Origin of the sequence: Rhizobium binxianense (genome assembly GCF_028994275.1) — a bacterium.
In the GTDB taxonomy this organism is placed as follows: domain Bacteria; phylum Pseudomonadota; class Alphaproteobacteria; order Rhizobiales; family Rhizobiaceae; genus Rhizobium; species Rhizobium binxianense.
The window spans coordinates 3,793,222-3,817,497 of record NZ_CP118713.1 but is presented as its reverse complement, the minus strand read 5'-3'; the positions used below and the strand labels follow the sequence as shown (position 1 = coordinate 3,817,497).

26 protein-coding genes and 1 pseudogene are annotated in these 24,276 nt (G+C 62.6%); 16 read left to right on the top strand and 11 right to left on the bottom strand.

Going from position 1 to position 24,276, the window contains the following annotated elements; translation table 11 throughout:
- Positions 1-3: 3 nt before the first annotated feature.
- Positions 4-1,167, bottom strand: coding sequence for a M20 aminoacylase family protein (locus tag PO860_RS18705; RefSeq protein WP_183608687.1), 1,164 nt, complete (start codon positions 1,165-1,167; stop codon positions 4-6).
- Between the two features lie 166 nt (positions 1,168-1,333).
- Between PO860_RS18705 and PO860_RS18700 the strand changes: the two genes are divergently transcribed.
- A complete protein-coding gene (locus tag PO860_RS18700) occupies positions 1,334-2,467 on the top strand; it encodes a D-alanyl-D-alanine carboxypeptidase family protein (RefSeq protein WP_273881455.1) in 1,134 nt (377 codons plus the stop codon).
- 24 nt (positions 2,468-2,491) lie between these two features.
- Positions 2,492-3,670, top strand: a complete 1,179-nt coding sequence (locus tag PO860_RS18695; protein ID WP_183608689.1) for a CobW family GTP-binding protein — start codon at positions 2,492-2,494, stop codon at positions 3,668-3,670.
- A gap of 35 nt (positions 3,671-3,705) precedes the next feature.
- Here PO860_RS18695 and PO860_RS18690 read toward each other — a convergent pair whose 3' ends face one another.
- The 5 genes from PO860_RS18690 to PO860_RS18670 all read right to left on the bottom strand — a co-directional run bounded on the left by PO860_RS18690 (position 3,706) and on the right by PO860_RS18670 (position 7,532).
- Positions 3,706-3,930 carry a sulfurtransferase TusA family protein gene (locus PO860_RS18690; protein ID WP_273884503.1) on the bottom strand — a complete coding sequence of 75 codons (225 nt, stop codon included), beginning with the start codon at positions 3,928-3,930 and terminating at the stop codon, positions 3,706-3,708.
- A 5-nt stretch (positions 3,931-3,935) separates the two neighbouring features.
- Positions 3,936-5,183, bottom strand: a complete 1,248-nt coding sequence (locus PO860_RS18685) for a L,D-transpeptidase family protein (protein ID WP_273884504.1) — start codon at positions 5,181-5,183, stop codon at positions 3,936-3,938.
- A 196-nt stretch (positions 5,184-5,379) separates the two neighbouring features.
- Positions 5,380-6,333 (bottom strand): acetyl-CoA carboxylase carboxyltransferase subunit alpha, encoded by a 954-nt coding sequence (locus PO860_RS18680; protein ID WP_097618053.1) that lies wholly within the window; start codon positions 6,331-6,333, stop codon positions 5,380-5,382.
- Between the two features lie 63 nt (positions 6,334-6,396).
- Positions 6,397-7,350: a site-specific tyrosine recombinase XerD gene (gene xerD / locus PO860_RS18675; protein WP_183608692.1), complete on the bottom strand. Its 954-nt coding sequence runs from the start codon at positions 7,348-7,350 to the stop codon at positions 6,397-6,399.
- Positions 7,351-7,355: 5 nt separating this feature from the next.
- Entirely contained in the window at positions 7,356-7,532 is a 177-nt protein-coding gene (locus tag PO860_RS18670; protein WP_275032752.1) for a hypothetical protein, read from the bottom strand.
- A gap of 148 nt (positions 7,533-7,680) precedes the next feature.
- Between PO860_RS18670 and PO860_RS18665 the strand changes: the two genes are divergently transcribed.
- Genes PO860_RS18665 through PO860_RS18655 form a run of 3 tightly spaced genes read left to right on the top strand, consistent with a single transcriptional unit; the run spans position 7,681 to position 10,702 of the window.
- Positions 7,681-8,271, top strand: a complete 591-nt coding sequence (locus tag PO860_RS18665; protein ID WP_183608694.1) for a shikimate kinase — start codon at positions 7,681-7,683, stop codon at positions 8,269-8,271.
- Positions 8,268-9,392, top strand: a complete 1,125-nt coding sequence (aroB, locus tag PO860_RS18660; RefSeq protein WP_183608695.1) for a 3-dehydroquinate synthase — start codon at positions 8,268-8,270, stop codon at positions 9,390-9,392. Before PO860_RS18665 ends, aroB begins: the two co-directional genes overlap by 4 nt.
- Positions 9,389-10,702, top strand: a complete 1,314-nt coding sequence (locus PO860_RS18655; protein WP_183608696.1) for an HlyC/CorC family transporter — start codon at positions 9,389-9,391, stop codon at positions 10,700-10,702. The genes aroB and PO860_RS18655 overlap by 4 nt, the downstream gene beginning before the upstream one ends.
- A 102-nt stretch (positions 10,703-10,804) precedes the next feature.
- Here the strand turns inward: PO860_RS18655 and PO860_RS18650 are convergent, their stop codons facing one another.
- Positions 10,805-11,089: a BolA family protein gene (locus tag PO860_RS18650; RefSeq protein ID WP_273884505.1), complete on the bottom strand. Its 285-nt coding sequence runs from the start codon at positions 11,087-11,089 to the stop codon at positions 10,805-10,807.
- Between the two features lie 102 nt (positions 11,090-11,191).
- On the opposite strand from PO860_RS18650, the gene PO860_RS18645 reads away from it, so the two are divergent.
- From PO860_RS18645 to PO860_RS18625, 5 genes are all read left to right on the top strand, one after another.
- Positions 11,192-11,809 (top strand): J domain-containing protein, encoded by a 618-nt coding sequence (locus PO860_RS18645; protein WP_183608697.1) that lies wholly within the window; start codon positions 11,192-11,194, stop codon positions 11,807-11,809.
- A gap of 307 nt (positions 11,810-12,116) precedes the next feature.
- The gene (cobS, locus tag PO860_RS18640) at positions 12,117-13,109 is read left to right on the top strand and encodes a cobaltochelatase subunit CobS (RefSeq protein WP_097618060.1); all 993 of its coding nucleotides are present in this window, start codon (positions 12,117-12,119) and stop codon (positions 13,107-13,109) included.
- Between the two features lie 13 nt (positions 13,110-13,122).
- Positions 13,123-15,024: a cobaltochelatase subunit CobT gene (cobT, locus tag PO860_RS18635; RefSeq protein ID WP_273884506.1), complete on the top strand. Its 1,902-nt coding sequence runs from the start codon at positions 13,123-13,125 to the stop codon at positions 15,022-15,024.
- A 16-nt stretch (positions 15,025-15,040) separates the two neighbouring features.
- Complete coding sequence (locus PO860_RS18630) at positions 15,041-16,063, top strand: esterase-like activity of phytase family protein (protein ID WP_273884507.1); 1,023 nt, start codon at positions 15,041-15,043, stop codon at positions 16,061-16,063.
- Between the two features lie 81 nt (positions 16,064-16,144).
- Complete coding sequence (locus PO860_RS18625) at positions 16,145-16,711, top strand: ATP-binding protein (RefSeq protein ID WP_273884509.1); 567 nt, start codon at positions 16,145-16,147, stop codon at positions 16,709-16,711.
- 10 nt (positions 16,712-16,721) lie between these two features.
- Here the strand turns inward: PO860_RS18625 and PO860_RS18620 are convergent, their stop codons facing one another.
- Together PO860_RS18620 and rpmB are read right to left on the bottom strand one after the other, a co-directional pair.
- Entirely contained in the window at positions 16,722-17,357 is a 636-nt protein-coding gene (locus PO860_RS18620; protein WP_183608701.1) for a VUT family protein, read from the bottom strand.
- Between the two features lie 109 nt (positions 17,358-17,466).
- A complete protein-coding gene (rpmB, locus tag PO860_RS18615; RefSeq protein WP_008527777.1) occupies positions 17,467-17,763 on the bottom strand; it encodes a 50S ribosomal protein L28 in 297 nt (98 codons plus the stop codon).
- 241 nt (positions 17,764-18,004) lie between these two features.
- On the opposite strand from rpmB, the gene PO860_RS18610 reads away from it, so the two are divergent.
- Positions 18,005-18,784, top strand: a complete 780-nt coding sequence (locus PO860_RS18610; RefSeq protein ID WP_183608702.1) for a DUF3108 domain-containing protein — start codon at positions 18,005-18,007, stop codon at positions 18,782-18,784.
- A 31-nt stretch (positions 18,785-18,815) separates the two neighbouring features.
- Positions 18,816-19,703 (top strand): aromatic amino acid exporter YddG, encoded by an 888-nt coding sequence (yddG, locus tag PO860_RS18605; protein ID WP_273884510.1) that lies wholly within the window; start codon positions 18,816-18,818, stop codon positions 19,701-19,703.
- Positions 19,704-19,705: 2 nt separating this feature from the next.
- Here yddG and PO860_RS18600 read toward each other — a convergent pair whose 3' ends face one another.
- Positions 19,706-20,128: a cupin domain-containing protein gene (locus tag PO860_RS18600; protein ID WP_273884511.1), complete on the bottom strand. Its 423-nt coding sequence runs from the start codon at positions 20,126-20,128 to the stop codon at positions 19,706-19,708.
- Complete coding sequence (gloB, locus tag PO860_RS18595; protein ID WP_183608705.1) at positions 20,128-20,898, bottom strand: hydroxyacylglutathione hydrolase; 771 nt, start codon at positions 20,896-20,898, stop codon at positions 20,128-20,130. Before gloB ends, PO860_RS18600 begins: the two co-directional genes overlap by 1 nt.
- A 53-nt stretch (positions 20,899-20,951) precedes the next feature.
- Between gloB and PO860_RS18590 the strand changes: the two genes are divergently transcribed.
- The 4 genes and pseudogenes from PO860_RS18590 (at position 20,952) to PO860_RS18575 (ending at position 24,271) form a co-directional block, all read left to right on the top strand.
- Complete coding sequence (locus PO860_RS18590; protein ID WP_003582647.1) at positions 20,952-21,728, top strand: class I SAM-dependent methyltransferase; 777 nt, start codon at positions 20,952-20,954, stop codon at positions 21,726-21,728.
- A 92-nt stretch (positions 21,729-21,820) separates the two neighbouring features.
- Positions 21,821-22,918, top strand: coding sequence for a histidinol-phosphate transaminase (hisC, locus tag PO860_RS18585; protein ID WP_272783659.1), 1,098 nt, complete (start codon positions 21,821-21,823; stop codon positions 22,916-22,918).
- Positions 22,915-23,841: a prephenate/arogenate dehydrogenase family protein gene (locus PO860_RS18580; RefSeq protein ID WP_183608707.1), complete on the top strand. Its 927-nt coding sequence runs from the start codon at positions 22,915-22,917 to the stop codon at positions 23,839-23,841. The genes hisC and PO860_RS18580 overlap by 4 nt, the downstream gene beginning before the upstream one ends.
- Before the next feature lie 9 nt (positions 23,842-23,850).
- Positions 23,851-24,271 (top strand): annotated as a pseudogene (locus PO860_RS18575) (GNAT family N-acetyltransferase).
- The last annotated feature ends 5 nt before the right edge of the window (positions 24,272-24,276 follow it).

Sequence of the window (24,276 nt, the reverse complement as noted above, 5' to 3'; positions counted from 1 at the left end):
TTGCTAGGCGCCGAGGCGTTGTTCGGCGAGGCGGACCCAGTAGGAGATGCCGTGGGCGATGGCTTCGTCGTTGAAGTCGTAGGCCGGGTTGTGGAGGCCGGCGCTGTCGCCGTTGCCGATGAAGATGAAGGCGCCGGGGCGGGCGTTCAGCATGTAGGAAAAATCCTCGCCGCCCATCATCGGATCGATCTCGGCGTTGACGTTGGCCTCGCCGGCAATGGCGCTGGCGGTGGCGACAGCATGCTCGGTCTCATCGGGGTGGTTGACGGTGACGGGATAGTTGCGATGGAAGCTGATCTCGGCCTCGGCGCCATGCGCTGCCACCAGTCCCTCGACGATCTGCCGGAAGCGTGTCTCGGCGAGCGTGCGCACCTCGGCGTCGAGGGTGCGGACGGTGCCGGCGAAAGTCGCATCGTTCGGAATGACGTTATGGGCGAAACCGGCATTGAACTTGGTCACCGAGACAACGACCGAGCTGATCGGATCGGCGGTGCGCGAGGCGATCATCTGCAGGTTGGCGACGATCTGGGCGCCGATGGCGATCGGGTCGATCGTCCGGTGCGGCTGGGCGGCGTGGCCGCCGCGGCCCTTGATGGTAACGGTGAACTCGTCGGTTGCCGCCATGATCGCGCCCTTGCGGATGGCGAACTGTCCGACGGGCAGGCCCGGCAGATTGTGCATGCCGTAGACCTCTTCGATGTCGAAGCGCTCCATCATGCCGTCCTTGACCATCAGGTTGCCGCCGCCGCCGCCTTCTTCGGCGGGCTGGAAGATGACGGCGACATTGCCGTTGAAGTTGCGGGTCTCGGCCAGGTATTTCGCGGCGCCAAGCAGCATGGCAGTATGGCCGTCATGGCCGCAGGCGTGCATCTTGCCCGGTGTCTTCGAAGCCCAGGGCTTGCCGGTGATCTCGGTCAGCGGCAAGGCATCCATGTCGGCGCGCAGGCCGACGGTGCGGCGGCCTTCGCCCTTGCCCCTGATCAGGCCGACGACGCCGGTGCGGCCGATGCCGGTGACGATCTCGTCGACGCCGAATTCCTTCAGCTTTTCAGCGACGAAGGCGGCCGTGTTTTCCACCGCGAAGAGGAGTTCGGGCCGGGCGTGGATGTGGCGGCGCCATTCGGCAACTTCGTCCTGCAATTCCGCGGCTCTGTTCAAAATCGGCATATTCGCGTTCCTGTTATGAAATCCCGACAATCGTTCATCGCATCACAACGGTGTGAAGCTGGAGTGTGAGGCGAAATTACTTCGTCAATGACCTTTGCCATGTCCTAGCCATATAGGCTAGATAGGTGAAGGTTTCGAGATTTTCCTAATATCCGAAGGACGAACCGTGTCGACGAGCCACTTCCGTTTGTTTGCCGTTTTGCGGCCGTTTAGTTTCGCGGTCGCCGCGACTGCCGGTTTCCTTGCCTCTATTCCGCTCGCTCAGGCCAATCCGCATATTCTCGTCGACGTGCAGACCGGCCGCGTGCTCGAGCACGAGGAAGCCTTCCGCAAATGGTATCCGGCCTCGCTGACCAAGCTGATGACCGTCTATACCGTGTTCGATGCGATCCGCGCCGGTCAGATCAGCCTGGATACGCCTATCGTCATGAGCAAGCGCGCCGCCGCGCAGCCGGCGGCCAAGATGTATTTCAAGCCGGGCCAGAAGCTGACGCTCGACAGCGCGCTGAAGATCCTGATGGTGAAGTCGGCCAACGACATCGCGGTGGCGGTCGCGGAAGCCATCGGCGGTACGCAGGAAGGCTTCGTGACGCGGATGAACGGCGAGGCGCTGAAGCTCGGCATGACGGATTCGCATTTCGTCAATCCGAACGGCCTGCCGGGCAAGGGGCAGTATACGACAGCGCGCGATCTTGCGGTGCTGACGGTGGCGCTGCGCCGCGATTTTCCGCAATATGCCAGCTATTTCGCGCTGGAAGGTTTCACCACCGGTCAGCAGAACGTGCCGAGCCTCAACATGCTGATCGGCCGTTTCGCCGGCGCCGACGGCATGAAGACCGGCTTCATCTGCGCCTCCGGCTTCAACCAGATCGGTTCGGCGACGCGCAACGGCCGCACGCTGGTCTCCGTCGTGCTCGGCACCGACAGCCTTGCGGCGCGCGCCGATGCGACGGCGAACCTCTTGCAGAAGGGCTTCACCAGCCAGTTTCCCGGCAACGACACGCTGGGGTCGCTAAAGCCCTACGGGCCGGGACAGGACCAGGTTACCGACATCACCGCCGATATCTGCAGCGCCAAGGGCGCAAAAATACGCAGCGAAACGCGAGACGAGGTCGGCCGCATGAGAGTGCAGTCGCCCTATATTCTGGAAATGGACCACGATCCGCGTTTCGTCTTTGCCGGCCTCATTCCCGGGCAGGATCCGCAGCCGGCTCAGCAGCCGGAAAAGGTGGCGGCCGGCGATGCGGCTGGAGCACTCGCCAACGTGCCGGTGCCGATGCCGCGCCCGACATCTTTTTAAGATGAGCTTTTAAGGTCAAATGAGATGAGCGCGCTCAACGACAGGATTCCGGTCACCATCCTGACCGGCTTTCTCGGCGCCGGCAAATCGACGCTGCTCAACCGCATTCTCAAAGATCCTGTCATGAAGGATGCGGCCGTCATCATCAACGAATTCGGCGATGTCGGCATCGATCATTTGCTGGTCGAAAGCTCCGGCGATTCGATCATCGAGCTGTCGGACGGGTGCCTGTGTTGCACCGTGCGCGGCGAACTTGTGGATACGCTGGCGAACCTGATGGACGCGGTGCAGACCGGCCGCGTTAAGCCGGTGAAGCGCGTCGTCATCGAAACCACCGGCCTTGCCGACCCTGCCCCGGTCATGCAGGCGATCATGGGCAATCCCATCATTGCCACGAATTTCGAGCTCGACGGCGTCGTAACGGTCGTCGATGCGGTAAACGGGCTGCAGACGCTCGACAATCACGAGGAAGCCCGCAAGCAGGCGGCGGTCGCCGACCGGCTGATCGTCTCGAAAAAATCATTGGCCGGCGGGACGGATGGAACCGATGCTTTGGAAAAGCGGCTGCGGGCGCTCAATCCGCGCGCCGCGATGATGGATGCCGACAGCACCGATGCCGGCAGCGCCGGAGTGCTGGTCAACGGGCTCTACGATCCGGCGACGAAGATCGCCGATGTCGGCCGCTGGCTGCAGGACGAGGACGCGCACGAGGCGCATGATCATCACGATGATGATCATGACGGCGATCATGATGGGGATCACCATGGTCACCACCATCATCATCACGGTCATGCGCACCAGGACGCGCACGACGTCAATCGTCACGATGCCTCGATCCGCTCTTTCTCGATCATCGAGGAGAAGCCGATCGACCCGATGGCGCTCGACATGTTCATCGATCTCCTGCGTTCGGCCCATGGCGAGAAGCTTTTGAGAATGAAAGCGATCGTTTCCGTCTCCGACCGGCCGGAACGACCACTGGTGCTGCATGGCGTCCAGAGCATCTTCCATCCGCCGGTGCGGCTTCCCGCCTGGCCGGATCCGCAAGACCGGCGCACGCGCATGGTGCTGATCACCCGCGATCTGCCGGAAGCTTTCGTGAAGGATCTGTTCGACGCCTTTCTCGGCAAGCCGCGCATCGACAGGCCCGATCGTGCGGCGCTGTCCGACAATCCGCTCGCTATTCCGGGATTACGAATTTAACGCATGTCGCCGGAAAGTGTGCAGCGGTTCCGGGATTAGCGCTTGCGGATCAGGAAGCGGTGGCCGTTTTCGGTCTTTTCGGTTTCGACCAGTTCGTGGCCGTCCTCATTGCAGAAATGCGGCATGTCGATCACAGCCAGCGGATCGGTGGTGTCGACGCGAATGAGGGCACCGCTTGCCATGGCGGCAAGCTTCTTGCGCGTCTTGATCACCGGCAATGGGCATTTCAGGCCGCTGAGATCGTAGAGAACGGGGGGCAAGCCGTTCAGTTCCGCGCCCAGAATTTCCAGAACGGCTTCTTTGCCGCGGCTTCCGCCGTTTCCTGCGGTTCGGGCGCGGTAAAGGCCAGCGGGTTCTGCGTCGGTATCGGCACGACCGCGGGTGTCGCGGCAGCGATGGCGGTTGCCTGCGGCTGGGCAGAGATTGCCTGCGGCCCGGCAGGTGCTGCCGGCGTGGCGCCAGGCGCGGTCTTGGCGGCGAGGCCCTGCGCGGTGCGCTTGGCCATCAGGTCTTCGAGTTCGGCAACCTTAACCATGCGGCCGGCTTCGAGCGAGGTGCCGGTCGGGGCATAAGCGAGTTCGCGGCCCTTGCGGGTCTTGGCGACCACCGCCTTGCGCTCGGCTTCGGACGGGTCGTACCAGGCCATGCCGTCGAATTTGCTCATCGCCTTGGCATAGTCGGCATCATAAGTCTTGCCATAGGAGGCAAGGGCTGCCGTCAGCGCCGGCGGCGTCGACATCGCAGGGCATTTGCTGGCGGCATTGAAGGCGCCGCCATCGGTAACCTGCTGGTTGAAGACGTATTTCTTCTCGCAGACGTTCACCTCGGGCGGGCGTTTCGTCACTTCGAAATTGTCGTAGCCGACCTTCAGCATCTTCCAGAAGTCGTAATTGTCGTCGAGGCGATGCTTGACCATGTTTTCCGCGGTCATGCGGAAGGGGAAGGCCTGCAGTTGCACCGTCGCCTGGCCGCCCTTGAAAGCGTCGCGGGCGAAGGCATAGATCTCCAGCACCTGCTGGTCGGTCATCGAATAGCAGCCGGAGGACGAGCAGGCGCCATGGATCATCAGATCGGAGCCGGTGCGGCCGTTGGCCGCGTCGTAGCGGTTCGGGAAGCCGGTGTTGATCGCCAGATAATATTTCGAGTTGGGGTTCAGGTTGGCGCGTGTCAGCTCGTAGAAACCTTCCGGCGCCTGCCGGTCGCCGGTCTTTACCTTCGGACCGAGACGGCCGGACCAGGCGCAGATCTTGTAATCGGCGATCTTGTCGAAACGGTTGTCGGTCTTCGCTTTCCAGATCTCCATGGCACCTTCTTCCTTGAAGATGCGAATCATGATCGGCGAATTGCGGTCCATGCCCTTGGCGGCCATGGCGGTGAGGATATGGGCGGGAAGCGGCTGCTCGACCTTGTTCTTGACCTGGGAAAGATCGACCTGCGCAGTTTCCAACGCGTCATTGCAGCCGGTGAGAGCCAGCGCCATGAGGGAAACATAGGCAAAATGACGTATGCGCATCCAAACTAGCCCATAAAGATAGTGCGACCCGGTCCGCCTATGGAGTTCGGGCATTGGAAGGAATCATAGGCGGTTTATACTTTATAAAACCTTACCAGCCTATGACTTGCCCCGAACATCCCCGCAAGCGCGAATGTTACAGATAACACCAATGTGGCCAAGATTTGGCCCCAATCGATGAAAAGCCCAACTTGTCTTAGAGGTTGCGGCCGATATTGAGGAATTTCTGACGCCGCTCGTTGCGCAGCTGCTCGCCGGAACGAGACGCCATTTCGCCGAGCGCATTGGCAATCATGTCGCCGGTCGCGGCGATGACGCTGTCCGGATCGCGATGCGCGCCGCCGAGCGGCTCGGAGATGATGCCATCGATGACGCCGAGGGATTTCAGATCTTCGGCGGTGATCTTCATGTTGGTTGCCGCCTCGCGGGCACGGGTGGAATCGCGCCAGAGGATGGAGGCGGCCCCTTCCGGCGAGATGACGCTGTAGATCGAATGCTCGAGCATATAGACCTTGTTGCCGGTGGCGATCGCGATCGCGCCGCCAGAGCCGCCTTCGCCGATGACGACGGAAACGAGCGGAACCTTGACGCCGAGGCACATTTCCGTCGAGCGGGCGATCGCCTCGGCCTGGCCGCGCTCTTCGGCACCGACGCCGGGATAGGCACCCGCCGTATCCACCAGCGAAATCACCGGCAGGCCGAAACGATCGGCCATCTCGAGGATGCGGATCGCCTTGCGGTAGCCTTCCGGACGGGGGCTGCCAAAATTGTGCTTGATGCGGCTCTTGGTGTCGTTGCCCTTTTCCTGGCCAATGACGGCGACCGGCTGGCCGCGAAAGCGGGCAAGGCCCGCCTGGATCGCGGCATCCTCGGAAAATTTGCGGTCGCCGGCGAGCGGCGTGAATTCCTGGAACAGCGTCTTGGCGTAGTCGACGAAATGCGGGCGCTGCGGATGGCGGGCGACCTGGGTCTTCTGCCAGGGATTGAGCTTGGAATAGATTTCGACGATCGCCTCGCGGACGCGAACCTCCAGCCGGCCGATCTCATCGGTGGTGTCGATGCTCTCGTCTTCCGTTGCGAGCTTCTTCAGCTCGATGATCTTGCCTTCGAGGTCGGAGATCGGCTTTTCGAAGTCGAGATAATTGTGCATGAGGTGCGTTTCCGTTCCTTGTGCCACGGGGCGTTTTCCTGGCTCCGCCCCTTGTCGCCGGTCCTATTCGTGCTTTTTCGCCTGTTTGGCAAGGGGGTGATGCGTCTGGACGAGTTGCTGCAGCCTCTCTTCGAGGACATGCGTGTAGATCTGCGTGGTCGAAATGTCCGAATGGCCGAGCAGTTCCTGGACGACACGCAGATCGGCGCCGTTGGCAAGCAGGTGGCTGGCAAAGGCGTGGCGCATGACATGCGGCGAGATCATCGACGGCGTCAGGCCGGCGCGGATCGCCAGGTTCTTCAGATCGCGGGCGAACACCTGGCGCGGCAGGTAGCCCTCCTTCGAGGCGGCGGGAAACAGCCATGGGCTTTCCTGCGGATCTTTCATTGCTGCATTTTCCGCCGCCAACAGGCGCCCGTAGGATTTGAGCGCTGATATTGCCGATTGCGACAGCGGCACCAGCCGCTCCTTGTTGCCCTTGCCGCGGATCATCAGGAAGCGGCCTTCCTGGTCGAGTACGCGGGCAGGAAGTGAAACCAGTTCGCTGACACGCATGCCGGTGGCATAAAGCAGCTCCAGCAGCGCCAGCATGCGCAAGCGCTGCAGCTGGCCCGGAGCCGCATCCTCCGCCTCGGCCTCCGCCTGCGCAAGCAGCCGGCCGACTTCCTCCACTCCCATCGTCTTCGGCAGCGGGCGGCCCTTCTTCGGCGCATCGAGAATGCCGGTGGGGTCGTCGGTCCTCAGGCCCTCGGCGTAGAGGAACTTGTAGAACTGCCGCATGGCGGCAAGCCGGCGCGCCTGGGACGAGGGTTTGAAGCCCTTTCGGGCGAGTGAGGCGAGATAGGCGGCCAGATCGGCGGAGGCGGCTTCGGTCAGTCGTATGCTGCGATCCTTCAGGAAGGAGCTGACATCGTCGAGGTCGCGCTCATAGGATTGCAGCGTGTTGGCGGCAGCACCGCGCTCGGCGCTCATCATCTCCAGGAAGGATTCCACATGGACGTGACCGAGATCTCTCATGCCGCTCACTTCCTGGCCGGATTGATCGCGCCCGTCGCAGGCGGATTGACCCGTTCGGACGGAATGCGGATCGTCACGTCGCGCTGCTGCGGCTCGACGAAGGTCACCAGCGCCCACATGGCTCCGTAGACCGTCCCGGCGAGGATCGCGCAGAAGAACAGAAAACGGAACAGGGTCGGCATCCGGCAACTCCTTAATGCGCTGCTTCTGTTATAAGAAGCGTATCTGCAAGTGCAAGAAGCGGTATTCAAGCCATGATTCCCTTGTTCGCGACTTGACGCTCCATCTGCATTTGTCGATACGGTTTGCAAACAAAGTGTGAATGGACCGATGAGTGAACCACTGCTGACCGTTGCTGACAGCCTGAAAGACAGAGCTCGCGCCGCGCTCGGTTCACGCAATCTGATCCTTGTCGGTCTGATGGGCGCCGGCAAATCCTCCGTCGGCCGCATCGTCGCCAGCCAGCTCGGCATTCCTTTCATCGACAGCGATCTCGAGATCGAGCGGGTGTCGCGCATGACGATCCCCGAACTTTTCGCCGCCTATGGCGAGGAAGAGTTCCGGGCGCTGGAAACGCGGGTGGTTAAACGGCTGCTGAAAAGTGGGCCGCGCGTCGTCTCCACCGGCGGCGGCGCCTTCATCAACGAGCGGACGCGCAGACGCATCAAGAAGGGCGGCCTTTCCGTCTGGCTGAAGGCCGATCTCGACGTGCTCTGGGACCGGGTCAACAAGCGCGACACGCGGCCGCTGCTGAAGACCGAAAATCCAAAGCAGACGCTCGAAAACCTGATGAATGCCCGTTATCCGATCTATGCGCAGGCAGACCTCACCGTGCTCTCACGCGACGTGCGCAAGGAAATCATGGCCGACGAGGTGCTGATGGCCGTGATCGAAGCTCAGAAAGAAAGTGCAGCGTCATGAATGCGATAACCTCCGACGTCCAGACGGTGCATGTGCCGCTCGGCGAGCGCGCCTACGATATCCTGATCGGGCCGGGGCTGATCGCACGGGCCGGCGTCGAGATCGCTTCCCGCCTCAAGGGCCGCAAGGCGGCTGTCATCACCGACGAAAATGTCGCTCCGCTCTATCTCGAGGCCCTCGTCGCAAGCCTGGAGGAAGCGGGCATCGTCTCGGCCGCGGTCGTGCTGCCGGCCGGCGAAAAGACCAAGAGCTTCGAACATCTGATCACCGCCTGCGACAAGGTGCTGGAAGCCCGCGTCGAGCGTAACGATTACGTCATCGCGCTCGGCGGCGGCGTCATCGGCGATCTTTCGGGATTTGCGGCCGGCATCATCAGGCGCGGCGTGCGCTTCGTGCAGGTGCCGACCTCGCTGCTGTCGCAGGTCGATTCCTCCGTCGGCGGCAAGACCGGCATCAATTCCCGCCACGGCAAGAACCTGATCGGCGTCTTCCATCAGCCGGACCTGGTTCTGGCCGATACGGATGTGCTGAATACGCTGAGCGAGCGCGAATTCCGCGCCGGGTACGCCGAGGTCGCGAAATACGGGCTGATCGACAAGCCGGATTTTTTCGCCTGGCTGGAAACCAACTGGAAAGCGGTTTTTGCAGGCGGCTCGGCACGCATCGAGGCGATTGCCAATAGCTGCCAGGCGAAGGCCGATGTCGTCGTTGCCGACGAGCGCGAGAACGGCCAGCGGGCGCTGCTCAATCTCGGCCATACTTTCGGTCACGCGCTGGAAGCGGCGACCGCCTATGACAGCTCCCGCCTCGTGCATGGCGAGGGCGTGTCGATCGGCATGGTGCTGGCGCATGAATTCTCCGCACGGATGAACCTGGCAAGCCCCGACGATGCGCGGCGCGTCGAGCAGCACCTGAAGGCGGTCGGCTTGCCGACCCGGATGGCGGACATTCCGGGCGAGTTGCCGCCGGCCGAAACGCTGATGGACGCGATCGCGCAGGACAAGAAGGTCAAGAGCGGCAAGCTCACCTTCATCCTGACGCGCGGCATCGGCCAGTCCTTCGTCGCCGATGACGTTCCGGCTTCCGAAGTAATCAGCTTTCTCCGGGAAAAACATCCTTGACGACGATTGAAGGCGCGCTGGTATTTCTCGCGACATATTGGCCGGAGATCCTTTCGATCACGGCGCTCGTGCTGATGTCCGCCTTCTTTTCCGGCTCCGAGACCGCTCTGACCGCCGTTTCGCGCAGCCGCATCCATACGCTTGAGGTGAACGGCGACGAACGCGCCGGCCTTGTCCGGCAGCTGATCGAGCGGCGCGACCGGCTGATCGGCGCGCTGCTCATCGGCAACAATCTCGCCAACATCCTCTCATCCTCGATCGCCACCAGCCTGTTCCTCGGGCTGTTCGGCAGTTCCGGCGTGGCCCTGGCGACGCTGGCGATGACCGTCATCCTGGTCATCTTCGCCGAAGTGCTGCCGAAGAGCTGGGCGATTTCGAGGCCTGAGCGCTTCGCGCTCGCCGTCGCATTTCCGGCCAGGCTTTTCGTCCTCGTCGTCGGCCCGATTTCCTCCTTCGTCAACGCGATCGTGCGCCGGATCCTTGCGTTGTTCGGCATCAACCTTTCGCGGGAGATGTCGATGCTGACGGCACATGAGGAGCTGCGCGGCGCCGTCGACCTCTTGCACCGCGAGGGATCGGTGGTGAAGGCCGACCGCGACCGCCTCGGCGGCGTGCTCGATCTCGGCGAGCTTGAACTCTCCGACATCATGGTCCATCGCACGGCGATGCGGGCGATCAACGCTGACGATCCGCCCGAAGCGGTGGTGCGCGCCATTCTCGAAAGCCCCTATACGCGCATGCCGTTGTGGCGCGGCACGATCGACAACATCATCGGCGTCGTGCACGCCAAGGATCTGCTGCGGGCGCTTGCCGAGCCGAACATGGAGCCGCAGAACCTCGACATCGTGAAGATCGCGCAGAAGCCGTGGTTCGTGCCCGACAGCACCAACCTCGAGGATCAGCTGAACGCCTTCCTCAGGCGCAAGCAGCATTTCGCCGTTGTCGTCGACGAATATGGCGAAGTGCAGGGCATCGTCACGCTGGAGGATATCCTCGAGGAAATCGTCGGCGATATTTCCGACGAGCACGATATCGAGATGCAGGGCGTGCGCCAGGAGGCCGACGGTTCGGTCGTCGTCGACGGCGGCGTGCCGATCCGCGACCTGAACCGGGCGCTCGACTGGAACTTGCCCGACGAGGAGGCGACGACGATTGCTGGCCTCGTCATCCATGAATCGATGACCATCCCGGAAGAGCGCCAAGCCTTCACCTTTTATGGCAAACGCTTCATCGTCATGAAGCGCGAGAAGAACCGCATCACCAAGCTGCGCATCCGTCCCGCCGGGGAAGACGGCGCAAAGCCTGCCTGATCCGGGTAATTCAAATTGCCGCAGCGTCCTTTGCGCGTCTGAAAAAGACGCGCGGCGCTGTAGGATCGCGGGCCGCCAATGCCTATATAGGCTCCAGTGCCGTTACCAGCGGGTCGGGTCGCCGGGTGCTGCCGGTTCGACGGCCAGCGCATGCAGGCCGGCATCGAGTTCCGGTTTCAACAGGTCGGTGATCGCCCGGTGGCGCGCCAGCCGCGACATGCCGGTAAATTTTGCCGAAACGATCCTCACCCGCATATGGGTTTCGCCAGTGCCGGTGATATCGGGCTGATGGTCGGCATGCAGATGGCTTTCGTCGATGACGCTCAGGCGTTCGGGCGCGAAGGCTTCGATTAGCTTTTCTTCGATGCGGGTTCGCAGGGTCATCATCCAGTCTTGCTGCTTCGCGAAAAAGGTTCCCACCAAGCCAGCAACAAACCCGTTTGTCAATTCTTGTTGTCGCTTCGCGACAGCCCCATAATTAGCGCCGTCATGAGACTTGATTCAAAATATTTCGATCGCATCCGAACACGCCGCAAACGCGAGCCGGAGCCGGAGCAGGCACCGCCTACCTGTCAGTGGGACGGCTGCGACAAGAAAGGCTCGCATCGCGCTCCTGTCGGACGCAATGCGGAAGGCCAGTTCTTTTTGTTCTGCTTCGAGCACGTCAAGGACTACAACAAGGGCTACAATTATTTCTCCGGTCTTTCCGACGGCGAGATCGCGCGCTACCAGAAAGAGGCGATCACCGGCCACCGGCCGACATGGACCGTCGGCGTCAACAAGGCGGCGAAGGACAGTCCGCTGCATTCGGAGGTGCGCTCCGGCGCCTATACGCGCGTTCGCGATCCCTTCGGTTTCGTCAAGGAAGGCGGCAAGGGCAGCGGGCCGCGTTTTCCCCAGGCGCGCAAGCTGAAATCGCTGGAAACCAAGGCCTTCGATACGATGGGTCTCGACGCCAATGCGACCTCGGCGGAGATCAAGAGCCGCTACAAGGAACTGGTGAAGAAGCACCATCCGGACGCGAATGGCGGCGACCGCGGCTCGGAGGAACGTTTCCGCGCCGTCATCCAGGCCTATCAATTGTTGAAGCAGAACGGTTTTTGTTAATTCCCGTCCTTGCTCTTGGGCTTCAATCGGGTATGGTCCAAATCGGCTGAGGCCGCAGGCAAACGCGGCTCATTTTTGTGCGTTTTCCCGACATCGCCTCCGCCGACCTTCCGGACGCGGCGTTTCTTGTCCGGGACTCTTTCAAGAATGCTCGCACGCGGTCATTATCCCGCCGAGGTTTCGTTTCAGTCCCGGAGAAGTATCGCCGACGTTCCGACCTGGACGGGCGCGGAATAACTTCGCGGCGTCACGGTTGCGACATGGCGAGACAGTATGGCCGGGTGGCATCACCCGCCTTGGAGACATGATGAGCAAGATCGACCTTGATATATCAGAACTGCCCGATACCACCGTTTCGGTCCGCGAGGCCTTCGGCATCGATTCCGACATCCGCGTTCCCGCCTACAGCAAGGGCGACGCCTATGTGCCGGACCTCGACCCCGACTACCTGTTCGACCGCGAAACGACGCTCGCCATTCTCGCAGGCTTTGCCCATAACCGCCGCGTGATGATCTCCGGCTATCACGGCACGGGCAAGTCCTCGCATATCGAGCAGGTGGCGGCGCGCCTTAACTGGCCCTGCGTGCGCATCAACCTCGACAGCCATGTCAGCCGTATCGATCTCGTCGGCAAGGACGCCATCGTCGTCAAGGACGGGCTGCAGGTTACCGAATTCAAGGACGGCATCCTGCCCTGGGCCTATCAGCACAATGTCGCGCTTGTTTTCGACGAATATGATGCCGGTCGCCCCGACGTGATGTTCGTCATCCAGCGCGTGCTCGAATCCTCCGGCCGCCTGACGCTGCTCGACCAGAGCCGCGTCATTCGGCCGCACCCGGCCTTCCGTCTGTTTGCGACCGCCAATACGATCGGTCTCGGCGACACCACCGGCCTCTATCACGGCACGCAGCAGATCAACCAGGCACAGATGGACCGCTGGTCGATCGTGACGACGCTGAACTACCTGCCGCACGATCACGAAGTGAATATCGTTGCTGCCAAGGTGAAGAGCTTCGGCAAGGATAGGGAAGGCCGCGACACCGTCTCGAAGATGGTGCGGGTCGCCGACCTGACGCGCGCGGCCTTCATGAACGGCGATCTGTCGACCGTGATGAGCCCGCGTACCGTCATCACCTGGGCTGAAAACGCCGAGATCTTCGGCGATCTCGCCTTCGCCTTCCGCGTCACCTTCCTCAACAAGTGCGACGAGTTGGAGCGCCCGCTGGTCGCCGAGCACTATCAGCGCGCCTTCGGCGTCGAGCTGAAGGAAAGTGCCGCCAATATCGTTCTCGGAGCCTGAGGCCCGACCGATCATGGCAGCTCGCGGTGACAATTCGAAAGCAAAGCCCGGCGGGCCCGTCGACGTCGAGCCATTGCGCCGGGCGATATCGGGCTGCGTGCGCTCGATCGCCGGCGACGGCGATGTCGAGGTGACCTTCGCCAATGAACGGCCGGGGATGACCGGCGAGCGCATCCGGCTGCCGGAGCTTTCCAAGCGGCCGACGGCGCATGAGCTGGCGGTGACCCGCGGGCTCGGCGATTCCATGGCGCTGCGCCTTGCCTGCCATGACGAGAAGGTGCATGCGACGATGGCGCCGCAGGGCTCGGACGCCCGGGCGATCTTCGACGTCGTCGAGCAGGCGCGCGTCGAATCGATCGGCGCGCTGCGCATGGAGGGCATGGCGTCGAATCTGCGCTCCATGACGGAAGAGAAATATTCCAAGGCGAATTTCACCGGCATCGAGCGCCAGGAAGATGCACCGGTCGGCGAAGCCGTGGCGATGATGGTGCGCGAGAAGCTGACCGGCCAGCGCCCGCCGGCTTCCGCCGGCAAGGTGCTCGACCTGTGGCGCGGCTTCATCGAGGACAAGGCTGGGGCTGAACTCGACAATCTGTCGAGCGCGATCAACGACCAGCAGGCCTTCGCCAAGGTCATCCGCAACATGCTGTCGGCCATGGAAATGGCCGAGGAATACGGCGACGACGACAGCGACGCCGACAATGACGACCAGTCGGAGCAGGACGACCAGCCGAGCGGCGACGAGCAGGATCAGGACGAGGTCGACGAGGATGCCGGCACCGATGCCGCCCCCGTCGAGGACAGTGAAGTCGCTGACGAGCAGATGGAGGACGGCGAGACCGAAGGCGCCGAAATCTCCGACGACGACATGATGGAAGAGGGCGAGGACGATTCGGAAACGCCGGGCGAGACCCGCCGTCCGAACACGCCTTTTGCCGACTTCAACGAGAAGGTCGACTATCACGTCTATACCGAAGAGTTCGACGAGATCACCACCGCCGAGGAACTCTGCGACGCCGCCGAGCTGGAGCGACTGCGCGCCTTCCTCGACAAGCAGCTGGCGCACCTGCAGGGCGCGGTCGGCCGCCTCGCCAACCGGCTGCAGCGCCGCCTGATGGCGCAGCAGAACCGCTCCTGGGATTTCGACCTGGAAGAGGGCTATCTCGATCCGGCCCGGCTGCAGCGCATCATCATCGATCCGATGCAGGCGCTTTCCTTCAAGATGGAACGCGACACGCAGTTCCGCGACACCGTCGTCACCCTGCTCATCGACAATTCCGGTTCGATGCGCGGCCGGCCGATCACCGTCGCCGCCACCTGCGCCGATATTCTCGCCCGCACGCTGGAGCGCTGCGGCGTCAAGGTCGAGATTCTCGGCTTCACCACCAAGGCCTGGAAGGGCGGGCAGGCGCGCGAAAGCTGGCTTGCCGGCGGCAAGCCGCAGACGCCGGGCCGCCTCAACGATCTGCGCCACATCATCTACAAGTCGGCCGATGCGCCGTGGCGCCGCGCACGCGCCAATCTCGGCCTGATGATGCGCGAGGGCCTGCTCAAGGAAAATATCGACGGCGAGGCGCTGATCTGGGCGCATAATCGCCTGCTCGCACGCCGTGAGCAACGCCGCATTCTGATGATGATTTCGGACGGGGCGCCGGTTGACGATTCGACGCTGTCGGTCAATCCGGGCAATTATCTCGAGCGGCACCTGCGCGCCGTCATCGAACAGATCGAGACGCGCTCGCCTGTGGAGCTGCTGGCAATCGGCATCGGTCACGACGTGACGCGCTACTATCGCCGCGCCGTGACGATCGTCGATGCGGACGAGCTCGCCGGCGCGATGACCGAGCAGCTTGCCTCGCTGTTCGAAGATCAATCCACCCAGCCGCGTGGCGGCCGGTTTCGTCGTGCCGGCTGACGCCGCTGGAAGGAACATGATCGGTCGGCGGCTCCGCCGCGCGGCATTGGTTGCCCTCTGCATCGTCGCCGGCGCTTGCCCGTCCTGGGCTGCCGACGATGTGCCGGTCATTAGCCGGCAAATCTCCGATTTCAGGATCGGTTCTTCGGAGACGAAATTCGGATCGCTGGAATTTCTGGGCGGGCTGGAGATGGTCTCCAGCAGAGCGCTGTTCGGCTCGCTCTCCTCCATCCGTTTCCGGCAAGATCAAAAACATTTTATCGTGGTGCTCGATACCGGCCAGTGGCTGACCGGCAGCATCGAGCGCGACGCCAAAGGCAGGCTTTCCGGTCATTCCAATGTCGTTATCACGCCGATGAAGAACAGCGCCGGACGCAGCTTCGAGGGCAAGGGATATATGGATGCCGAGGGCCTGGCGCTCGACGGTGACCGCATTCTGGTCTCCTTCGAACAGCGCCATCGCGTCGATATCTATCCCGACCCCGGTTTTGCCCAATCGGGCGCGATCGGCACGCTGCCGATCCTCATCCCGCCGAAGATGCTGAGCGACAATCGCGGTATCGAGACCATCGCCGTGGCGCCGGCATCGAGCCCGCTCAAGGGTGGCGTGGTCATCGTCTCCGAACGCGGTCTCGACAGCGACGGCAACCGGCTGGCGGCCATTCTGAGCGGCCCCCTGAAAGGGCGTTTCGCGGTCGAGCGGGATGGCAGCTTCGACGTCACCGACGGCGCCTTCCTGCCGAACGGCGACCTGTTGCTGCTGGAGCGGCGTTTCAATATGGCCGAAGGCATCGGCATGCGCCTTCGGCGCATCAAGGGCGTCGATATCAGGCCCGACGCCGTCGTCGACGGCGAATTGCTGCTCGAAGGCAATTTCAACTCGCAGATCGACAATATGGAAGGCCTCGACGTTTTCCAGGCCGCCGACGGGACGACCCATATCATCCTGGTATCGGACGACAACCATTCGATCCTGCAGCGCAATCTGATGCTGGAATTCCGACTTTCCGACAGTGTGAAGCAGGCTGCGTCAGACTGATGTCACAAGCTTTGGCTATCGGATTGAACCGTAGTCGGCCCTTTTGAGCCATTGTCGTGAAGCCGCTGTCGGAGGGAAGTCATGGTGCATATCCATGTCATGGGCGCGTCCGGTTCCGGCACGACATCACTCGGCCTTGCGCTTGCCGAAAAGCTTGATATCGCCCATCTCGACACCGACGATTTCTTCTGGCTGCCGACCGATCCGCCGTTCACGATGCCGAGGGATGCCGACGAGCGCATTCGGCTGCTTCTTGAGGAGACGGCACGGCTTGACGGCTGGGTTCTCTCGGGATCGGCGCTGAAATGGGGAAGGCGGCTCGAGCCGCTCTACGATCTGATCGTGTTCCTCAGGATCGAGCCGGAGCTTCGGATGGCACGCATTCGTGCGCGGGAGATTGTCCGATACGGCAACAGAATCGGACCCGGCGGCGACATGGAGGTGAAAAGCGGCGAATTCCTGGAATGGGCGGCCAGCTACGATACATCAGGTCCCGAACGCCGCAGCCTTGCGGCGCATGAGCAATGGCTGGAAACGCAGACGTCGCCGGTGTTGCGGCTCGATTCATCGCGAGAGATTGACGATCTGACTGCAGAGGTAGTTCTGCATCCGGCGATCGCCGCCGGTGCGGTTCGGCGGCGTCGGTGATTTTTGCTGCTCAGCCGGCGCGAGCGGCCTGCATCGGCCGCAGCACGTTCATCAGCGCGCCATAGGGCAGCAGCATGACCAAGCCGACGATCATCTTGACGGCGAAATCGCCGATCGCCCAGGAAATCCAACGCGGCGCCTCCGTGGCGAAGACGCCGAGAACGGGAGCCGCTTCCAGCGCGAAGGGGTCGTTCGGGCCGAGGAAGACGAAAAACGCGGCGAAGGACAGCGAGAAGAACATCACCGTATCGAGCGCCGAGCCGATCAGCGAGCCGACGAGCGGCGCGCGCCACCAGGCCTGGCGGCGAAGGCGGTTGAACACGGCGATATCGAGCAGCTGGCCGGCGAGATAGGCCGAGCCGGAGGCGATGGCGATGCGCGGCACCGAGGTGAAGAAGGACAGCGTCACGCCGACGACGAAGCCGGCAAAGACGACTTTGCGGGCTGCCTGCGGGCCGAACTGGCGGTTGGTCAGGTCGGTGATCAGGAAGGCGACCGGATAGGAGAAAGCGCCCCAGGTCAGGATGTCGGCAAGGTTGATGCCGGCGACTTCAGCGTTCAGCGGAAACTGGACGAGGAAATTGGAGGCGACGACGACAAGCGTCATCAGGGCGACGTAGGCGATGGTATAGCGCGTCTTCAGCATTTTTTTATCCTGGGTGATGCCACCAGTTGGAGTGCTCAGGCAAAGCAAAAGGCCTGACCGGTTTTACCCGTGCAAGCCTTTTGAAGCCGTATGAAAGAAGTGCAGAAGCTTACGCAGCAGCGGCTTCGGCGGTCTTCTTGACGATCTGGCGGCGCAGCAGGCGCGCGCGCATCGACAGTTCGTTTTCGCTTGCCTTGATCAGGAAGGCATCGAGGCCGCCACGATGCTCGACGGAGCGAAGAGCAGCAGCCGAAACGCGAAGACGATAACGCTGGTTGAGAGCGTCTGAGATCAGCGTTACCTGGCACAGGTTCGGCAGGAACCGGCGCTTGGTCTTGTTGTTGGCATGGCTGACATTGTTACCAGTCAGGACGGCCTTGCCGGTCAATTCGCACACGCGGGACATGGAACACCTATTCTTGTTTTTCTCGGGCCATCGAATTGCCATTCCCGGCAAAACCGGGCTCGCAATCCAACAGGCATGATTGGAAAGTTGCGGTTCTATAGTCAGACAGGCTGCTCGCGTCAAGCCAAACCTTGGCCTTTCCCGCAATTCTGTCAAAAAGCTGCTGTTTTCTTCCCTTCACGGCAGGAGTATAGAGCGCTCGGCAAAGGCTGCCGGCGCGCGGCAAGACAAGGCTTTATTCATGGCTCATTCGGGCAGACGGATTTTCATTTCGGCCATCACAGCGCTTCTTGCCATACCGGCATCAGCCGCCGAAATCCAGCATCGAACGGAATACCGGGTGACGCTCGCCGGCCTGCCGATCGCGCGCGCTGCGTTCCTGACCGAGATCGAGGACGATCACAGCTACAAGATCGCCGGCAGCATCAGTTCGGCCGGTCTTGCCGACCTCATCACGACGATTTCGGCCAAGACCAGCGTCACCGGCGTCGTGCGAGACGATAGGCTGCAGGCGCAGAAATATTCGCTCTATTACAAGAGCGGCAAGAAGGCCCGCGTCTACGAGGTCAGCTACCGCAACGGCGACATCATCTCGGCGACGACGACGCCGCCGCCGAAACGTCCGAAGAACTGGATCGATGTGACGCCGCGCGATATGCGTTCGGTGCTCGATCCGATCTCCGGCCTGGTCTTCACCGGCGACACCAAGGTCTGCTCGCAGACGCTGCCGATTTTCGACGGCGAGACGCGTATGGATCTGGTGCTCTCGCCGAAGGGCGACGAGGATTTCTCGACCAACGGCTTCAAGGGCAAGGCTGTTGTCTGCGGCGTGCGCTTCGTGCCGCGCTCGGGCTACAAGAAGGGCCGCAAGGACATCGTCTATCTCAGCAAGAGCGACCGGATGGAAATCTGGTTTGCCAAGTCGGAGGTGGCAAATGTATACGCTCCTGTCTATGTGCGCATTCCAACCGAATATGGAATGGTGACGATCACTGCCGTCAAATACGGCAGCAACAGCTGACGGGGCTTATCGCCTCCGTGAAGGGGGACGGATGAAGCTTCGCGCGACATTGATCGGTTTTACGGCCATATTGATGTGGTCGTTCCTGGCGCTGTTGACGGCCGCCTCCGGCAAGGTGCCGCCGTTTCAGCTTTCGGCCATCTGTTTTGCGATCGGCAGCCTTCCCGGCCTCGCCGTGCTGATCGTCAACCCGTCACGGCTGGCGCTGCTGAAGCAGCCGGCCAAGGTCTGGCTGATCGGTATTGCAGGCCTGTTCGGCTATCATTTCCTCTATTTCACCGCGCTGAGGAACGCGCCGGCGGTGGAGGCGGGGCTGGTCGCCTATCTCTGGCCGCTGTTGCTCGTCGTCGGTTCGGCGCTGCTGCCGGGCGAACGGCTGCGCTGGTATCATCTGGCAGGGGCGCTTGCCGGGCTTTGCGGCACGTTCCTGATCGTCGGCCGCAACGGCATCGATTTCGACGGCGCCTATGCGGTCGGTTACGGGGCCGCCTTTCTCAGCGCTTTCACCTGGTCCGGCTATTCGCTGCTGACGCGGCGTTTCGACGCCGTCTCCACGGATGTGGTCACCGGCTTCTGCCTTGCGACCTCCATGCTGTCGCTGTTCTGCCATCTCGGCCTGGAGACGACCGTCTGGCCGGCAACCGGCTTCGAATGGCTTGCCGTCGCCGGGCTCGGGCTCTTGCCCGTGGGAGCTGCCTTCTACGCCTGGGATCACGGCGTCAAGAACGGCGATATCCAGACCCTCGGCGCGGCCAGTTATGCCGCACCGCTGCTTTCGACGCTGATCCTGACGCTGTTCGGGTTTGCCGAGCCGAGCTGGCGCATCGCCTTGGCATGCCTGCTCGTCACCGGCGGGGCAGTGCTGGCCGCCCAGGACATGTTCCGCCGCAAGGTCCAGCCGCCCGTGGCAGCCGAATGATCTCAGCCGCCGGGCTTCCAGCCGGGCGGGGCCATCTCGAAGCTCGAAAATTCGAAGCCGGGCGAGACGGTGCAGCCGACCAGGGTGAAGTCGCCGAGGCTTTCGGCCGATTGCCAGCAATTGGCGGGAACGATCGCCTGCGGCCGCTCGCCGGCGGACAGGTTCGTTCCAAGCGTCAGGGTCTCGCTTGCCGTTCCGTCTTGCGAGCGATGCAGCGCGAGCGGCGCGCCGGCATAGTAGTGCCAGACCTCGGCGGCGTCATGGACGCGGTGCCAGTGGGAGCGCTGTCCCCGGGTCAGCAGGTAGTAGATCGCCGTCGAGTGGCCGCGGTCGCCGCCCGCCGTATCGCGGAATGTCTGCACATACCAGCCGCCTTCGGGATGCGGCTGCATGCCGAGGGCGCGGATGATGTCTTCGGCAGACATCAGAAATTGTCCTTGCGCTTGCGGATCTCGGCAAAGACTTCTTCGTTGGTCTTGCCTTCCATCAACAGATTGCGGCGGATCGCCGGATCGGCGGCGCGCAGGAACGGATTGGTTTCCTTTTCCAGCCCCAGCGTCGTCGGAATGGTGAATTTGCCGTCGGCGCGCAAGGCCTCGATCTCGGCGGCACGGCTCTTCAGCCGCTCATTGCCGGGATCGACCGTCAGGGCGAAGCGGGCGTTGGACAATGTGTATTCATGGCCGAAATAGACGGCAGTCTCATCGGGCAGCACGGCGAGTTTCTGCAGCGAATGCCACATGTCGGCGGCCGGGCGTTCGAACAGCCGGCCGCAGCCGAGCGCAAACAGCGTGTCGGCGGCAAAGAGCAGCTTGTCATCGGCAAAGTGATAGCAGATGTGGCCGGCGGTGTGGCCGGGTGTCTCGATGACGTTGACCGTGTGATCGCCGAACAGGAAGCTGTCGCCATCGGCCATCGTCCGGTCGAGACCGGGAATGGCAATGGCCTCGTTGATCGGGCCGATGATCTCGCAGCCGAACTTCTCCTTCAGCGCCAGGTTGCCGGTGACATGGTCGGTGTGGTGATGGGTGGTGAAGATATGGGTGATCTTCCAGCCGCGGCGTGCCGCCGCCTCCAGGATCGGCGCTTCCTCCGGCGCGTCGATCGCCGCGGTAAACCCTGTTTCCGGATCGTGGACGAGAACGCCGAAATTGTCGGTGCGGCAGAGAAAAACGTCTAATTCCAACGGTTTCATCGTTCAATAATCCCTTGTCATGCGAGTCTCGCGGAAATGTAGAGGTTCCGGCCTTGAAGTCCAACCGCCCGCTGATAACATTTATCGCAATGCACGCCGATATCGTCGACCTACGCCAGTTCTATCATTCCGAGCTCGGGCGTCTTGCCGAGCAGTCGATCGCCATGGCGCTGTCCTCGCTCTGGGTGCGGCTGCCGCAGGAGCGTCTGGTCGGCCTCGGTTATGCCGTGCCCTTCCTCGACCGCTTCCAGGCCGATACCGAGCGCACCTTTGCTTTCATGCCGGCCGGGCAGGGCGCGGTGAACTGGCCGATGGGCTCGCTCTCTTCGACGACGCTTGTTTTCGACGAGGAACTGCCGCTGCCGGATTCCTCGATCGACCGGGTGCTGATGGTGCATTCGCTGGAATTCGCCGAAAGCCCGCGGGAGACGCTGAAGGAGCTCTGGCGGGTGCTGGCGCCCGGCGGACGGCTGGTTATCGTCGTGCCGAACCGGCGCGGCGTCTGGGCGCGCATGGAACATACGCCCTTCGGTTCGGGCCGCCCCTATTCGCGCGGTCAGCTGACGCATCTGCTGCGGGAGACGAATTTTACCCCCGGCGCAACGGCCGAAGCGCTGTTCTTCCCGCCTTCGAAGCTCAGGACCATCCTGCGCCTTCGCCGCGCCTTCGAGCGGATCGGCCGGACGCTATGGCCGGCCTTCTCAGGCGTCATCATCGTCGAGGCGCAGAAGCGGCTCTATCAGGGGCTGCCGGTTGCGGCGCGCGCCTCTCGCCGCGTCTTCGTGCCGGTTCTCGCCCCGCACGGTGTACCGACCACACGCAACCGGTAAGGCCGTCCGGCTCTCGACAAGAACCGCATTCCGCTTTAATGCCACGGGGTAATTTTCCGGCAAATTCCAAGGTCGATCCCATGAGCGTTGAGATGAGCAAGCCCGTTCCGCGTCCCGGTATTCTCGATATCGCATCTTATGTTCCGGGGAAGGAACATGTGCCGGGCGTTGCCCGCGTCTACAAGCTTTCGTCCAACGAAACGCCGCTCGGTGCCAGCCCGAAGGCGATCGAGGCCTTCAAAGCCGCCGGCGGCGATCTCGGACGCTATCCCGACGGGCAGGCGATCGAACTGCGCGAGGCGATCGCTGCCGTGCACGGTCTCAATCCGGCAAACATCCTGTGCGGCAACGGTTCCGACGAACTGCTCGGCCTGCTTTGCCATGTCTATCTCGGCGCCGGCGACGAGGCCATCATCACCGAGCACGGCTTCCTCGTCTACAAGATCCAGATCATGGGCGCGGGCGCGACACCGGTCGTCGTCAGGGAAAAGGATTTTACCGTCGATGTCGACGCGGTCCTTGCGGCAGTGACGGAGAAGACCAAGATCGTCTTCATCGCCAATCCCGGCAATCCCACAGGCACCTATGTTCCGGTCAGCGAGATCCGCCGCCTGCAAGCCGGACTGCCGAAGCATGTCGTTCTCGTGCTCGACGCGGCTTACGCCGAATATGTGCGCCGCAACGATTATGAAGCCGGCATCGAGGTCGTCTCCTCCAATGCCAACGTGGTGATGACCCGCACCTTCTCGAAGGCCTACGGCCTGGCGGCACTGCGTGTCGGTTGGATGTATGCGCCCGTCGAGATCGTCGACGCGTTGAACCGCGTGCGCGCGCCCTTCAATTTGAACGCACCGGCAATTGCCGCGGGTGCTGCGGCCATCCGCGACCAGGCCTTCATCCAGCAGGCCGTCTCCTTCAACCAGATGTGGGTGGAGACGCTCACCCAGGCGCTCGAGGCGATCGGCCTGAAGGTGACGCCGTCCGTCGCCAACTTCGTCCTCATCCATTTCCCCGATATCGACGGCAAGCGCGCCGCGGATGCCGACGATCTGCTGACGAGCCGGGGCTACATCCTGCGCGCCGTGCGCAGCTACGGCTTCGCCAATGCGCTGCGTATGAGCGTCGGCCCCGAAGAGGCCAACCGCGGCGTCATCGCCGCGCTCACCGAATTCATGGGACGCAACGCATGAACGTGCAGTTCGATCGTATCGCGCTGATCGGCATCGGCCTGATCGGCTCTTCGCTCGCCTACGACATCCGGCGGCTCGGCCTTGCAAGAGAGATCGTTGTCGCGACGCGCAGCGCCGATACGCTGAAGCGTGCGGAAGAGCTCGGTCTCGGCGACCGCTACACGACGTCTTCGGCCGATGCCGTCAAGGAAGCCGATCTGGTGATCGTCTCGGTGCCGGTCGGCGCTTCGGAAAGTGTGGCGAAAGAAATATCTGGGAGCCTGAAACCCGGGGCTATCGTCACCGATGTCGGCTCCACCAAGGCCTCGGTCATCGCACAGATGCTGCCGCACATGCCTGACAATGTGCATTTCATCCCCGGCCATCCGCTGGCCGGCACGGAAAAATCCGGCCCGGATGCCGGCTTTCCCGGTCTCTTCGAAGGCCGCTGGTGCATCTTCACGCCGGTCGCAGGCACCGACGAGGCGGCGATGAAGCGGCTGCGCAGCTTCTGGGAAGCGCTCGGCTCGAAGGTCGACGAGATGGATGCGGAGCATCACGACAAGGTGCTCGCCATCGTCTCGCACCTGCCGCATATCATCGCCTACAACATTGTCGGCACCGCCGACGATCTGGAGACGGTGACGGAGTCTGAAGTCATCAAATATTCGGCCTCCGGCTTTCGCGACTTCACCCGCCTTGCTGCGTCCGACCCGACCATGTGGCGCGACGTCTGCCTGCACAATCGCGATGCGATCCTCGAAATGCTGGCACGCTTCTCGGAGGATCTCGCCTATCTGCAGCGCGCGATCCGCTGGGGTGAGGGCGACAAGATTTTCGAACTCTTCACCCGCACGCGCGCCATCCGCCGGTCGATCATCCAGGCCGGCCAGGACGTCGACGCGCCCGATTTCGGCCGCCCCCACGCGCTGGATAAGAAGTAGCCGACCGCGATGGTGGAGGTGGCGAGCGCTAGTCAGGCCGACATCGACTGGCTGGCTTGCGAAGATGCCAGCGCCGGCAAGGCATGGGTATCGCGTTGCGTGACGCTCGGTGAATATCTCATCGCCCCGGGAGGCCGGCGAGATTGTCGGCTTCCTGCGCTTCTCCCGCTTCTGGGGCAGGGTTCCCTATATGGAAATGATCCGCGTTGTGCCCGGCCATCGTCGGTCGGGCGTGGGCACCGCGCTGTTTCTCGCCTGGGAGGCAGCCATGCGCGGCGAAGGCGCTCGTTTGCTGATGACGTCGAGCGAATGCGACGAGAGCCGGCCGCAGGACTGGCATCGCCGCAACGGATTTACCGAAACCGGCGCAATCGAGTTGCTTGGCGTGCAATCGGTGCCCGAAGTCTTCTTCATCAAGCGGATAGGCTGAGAGGC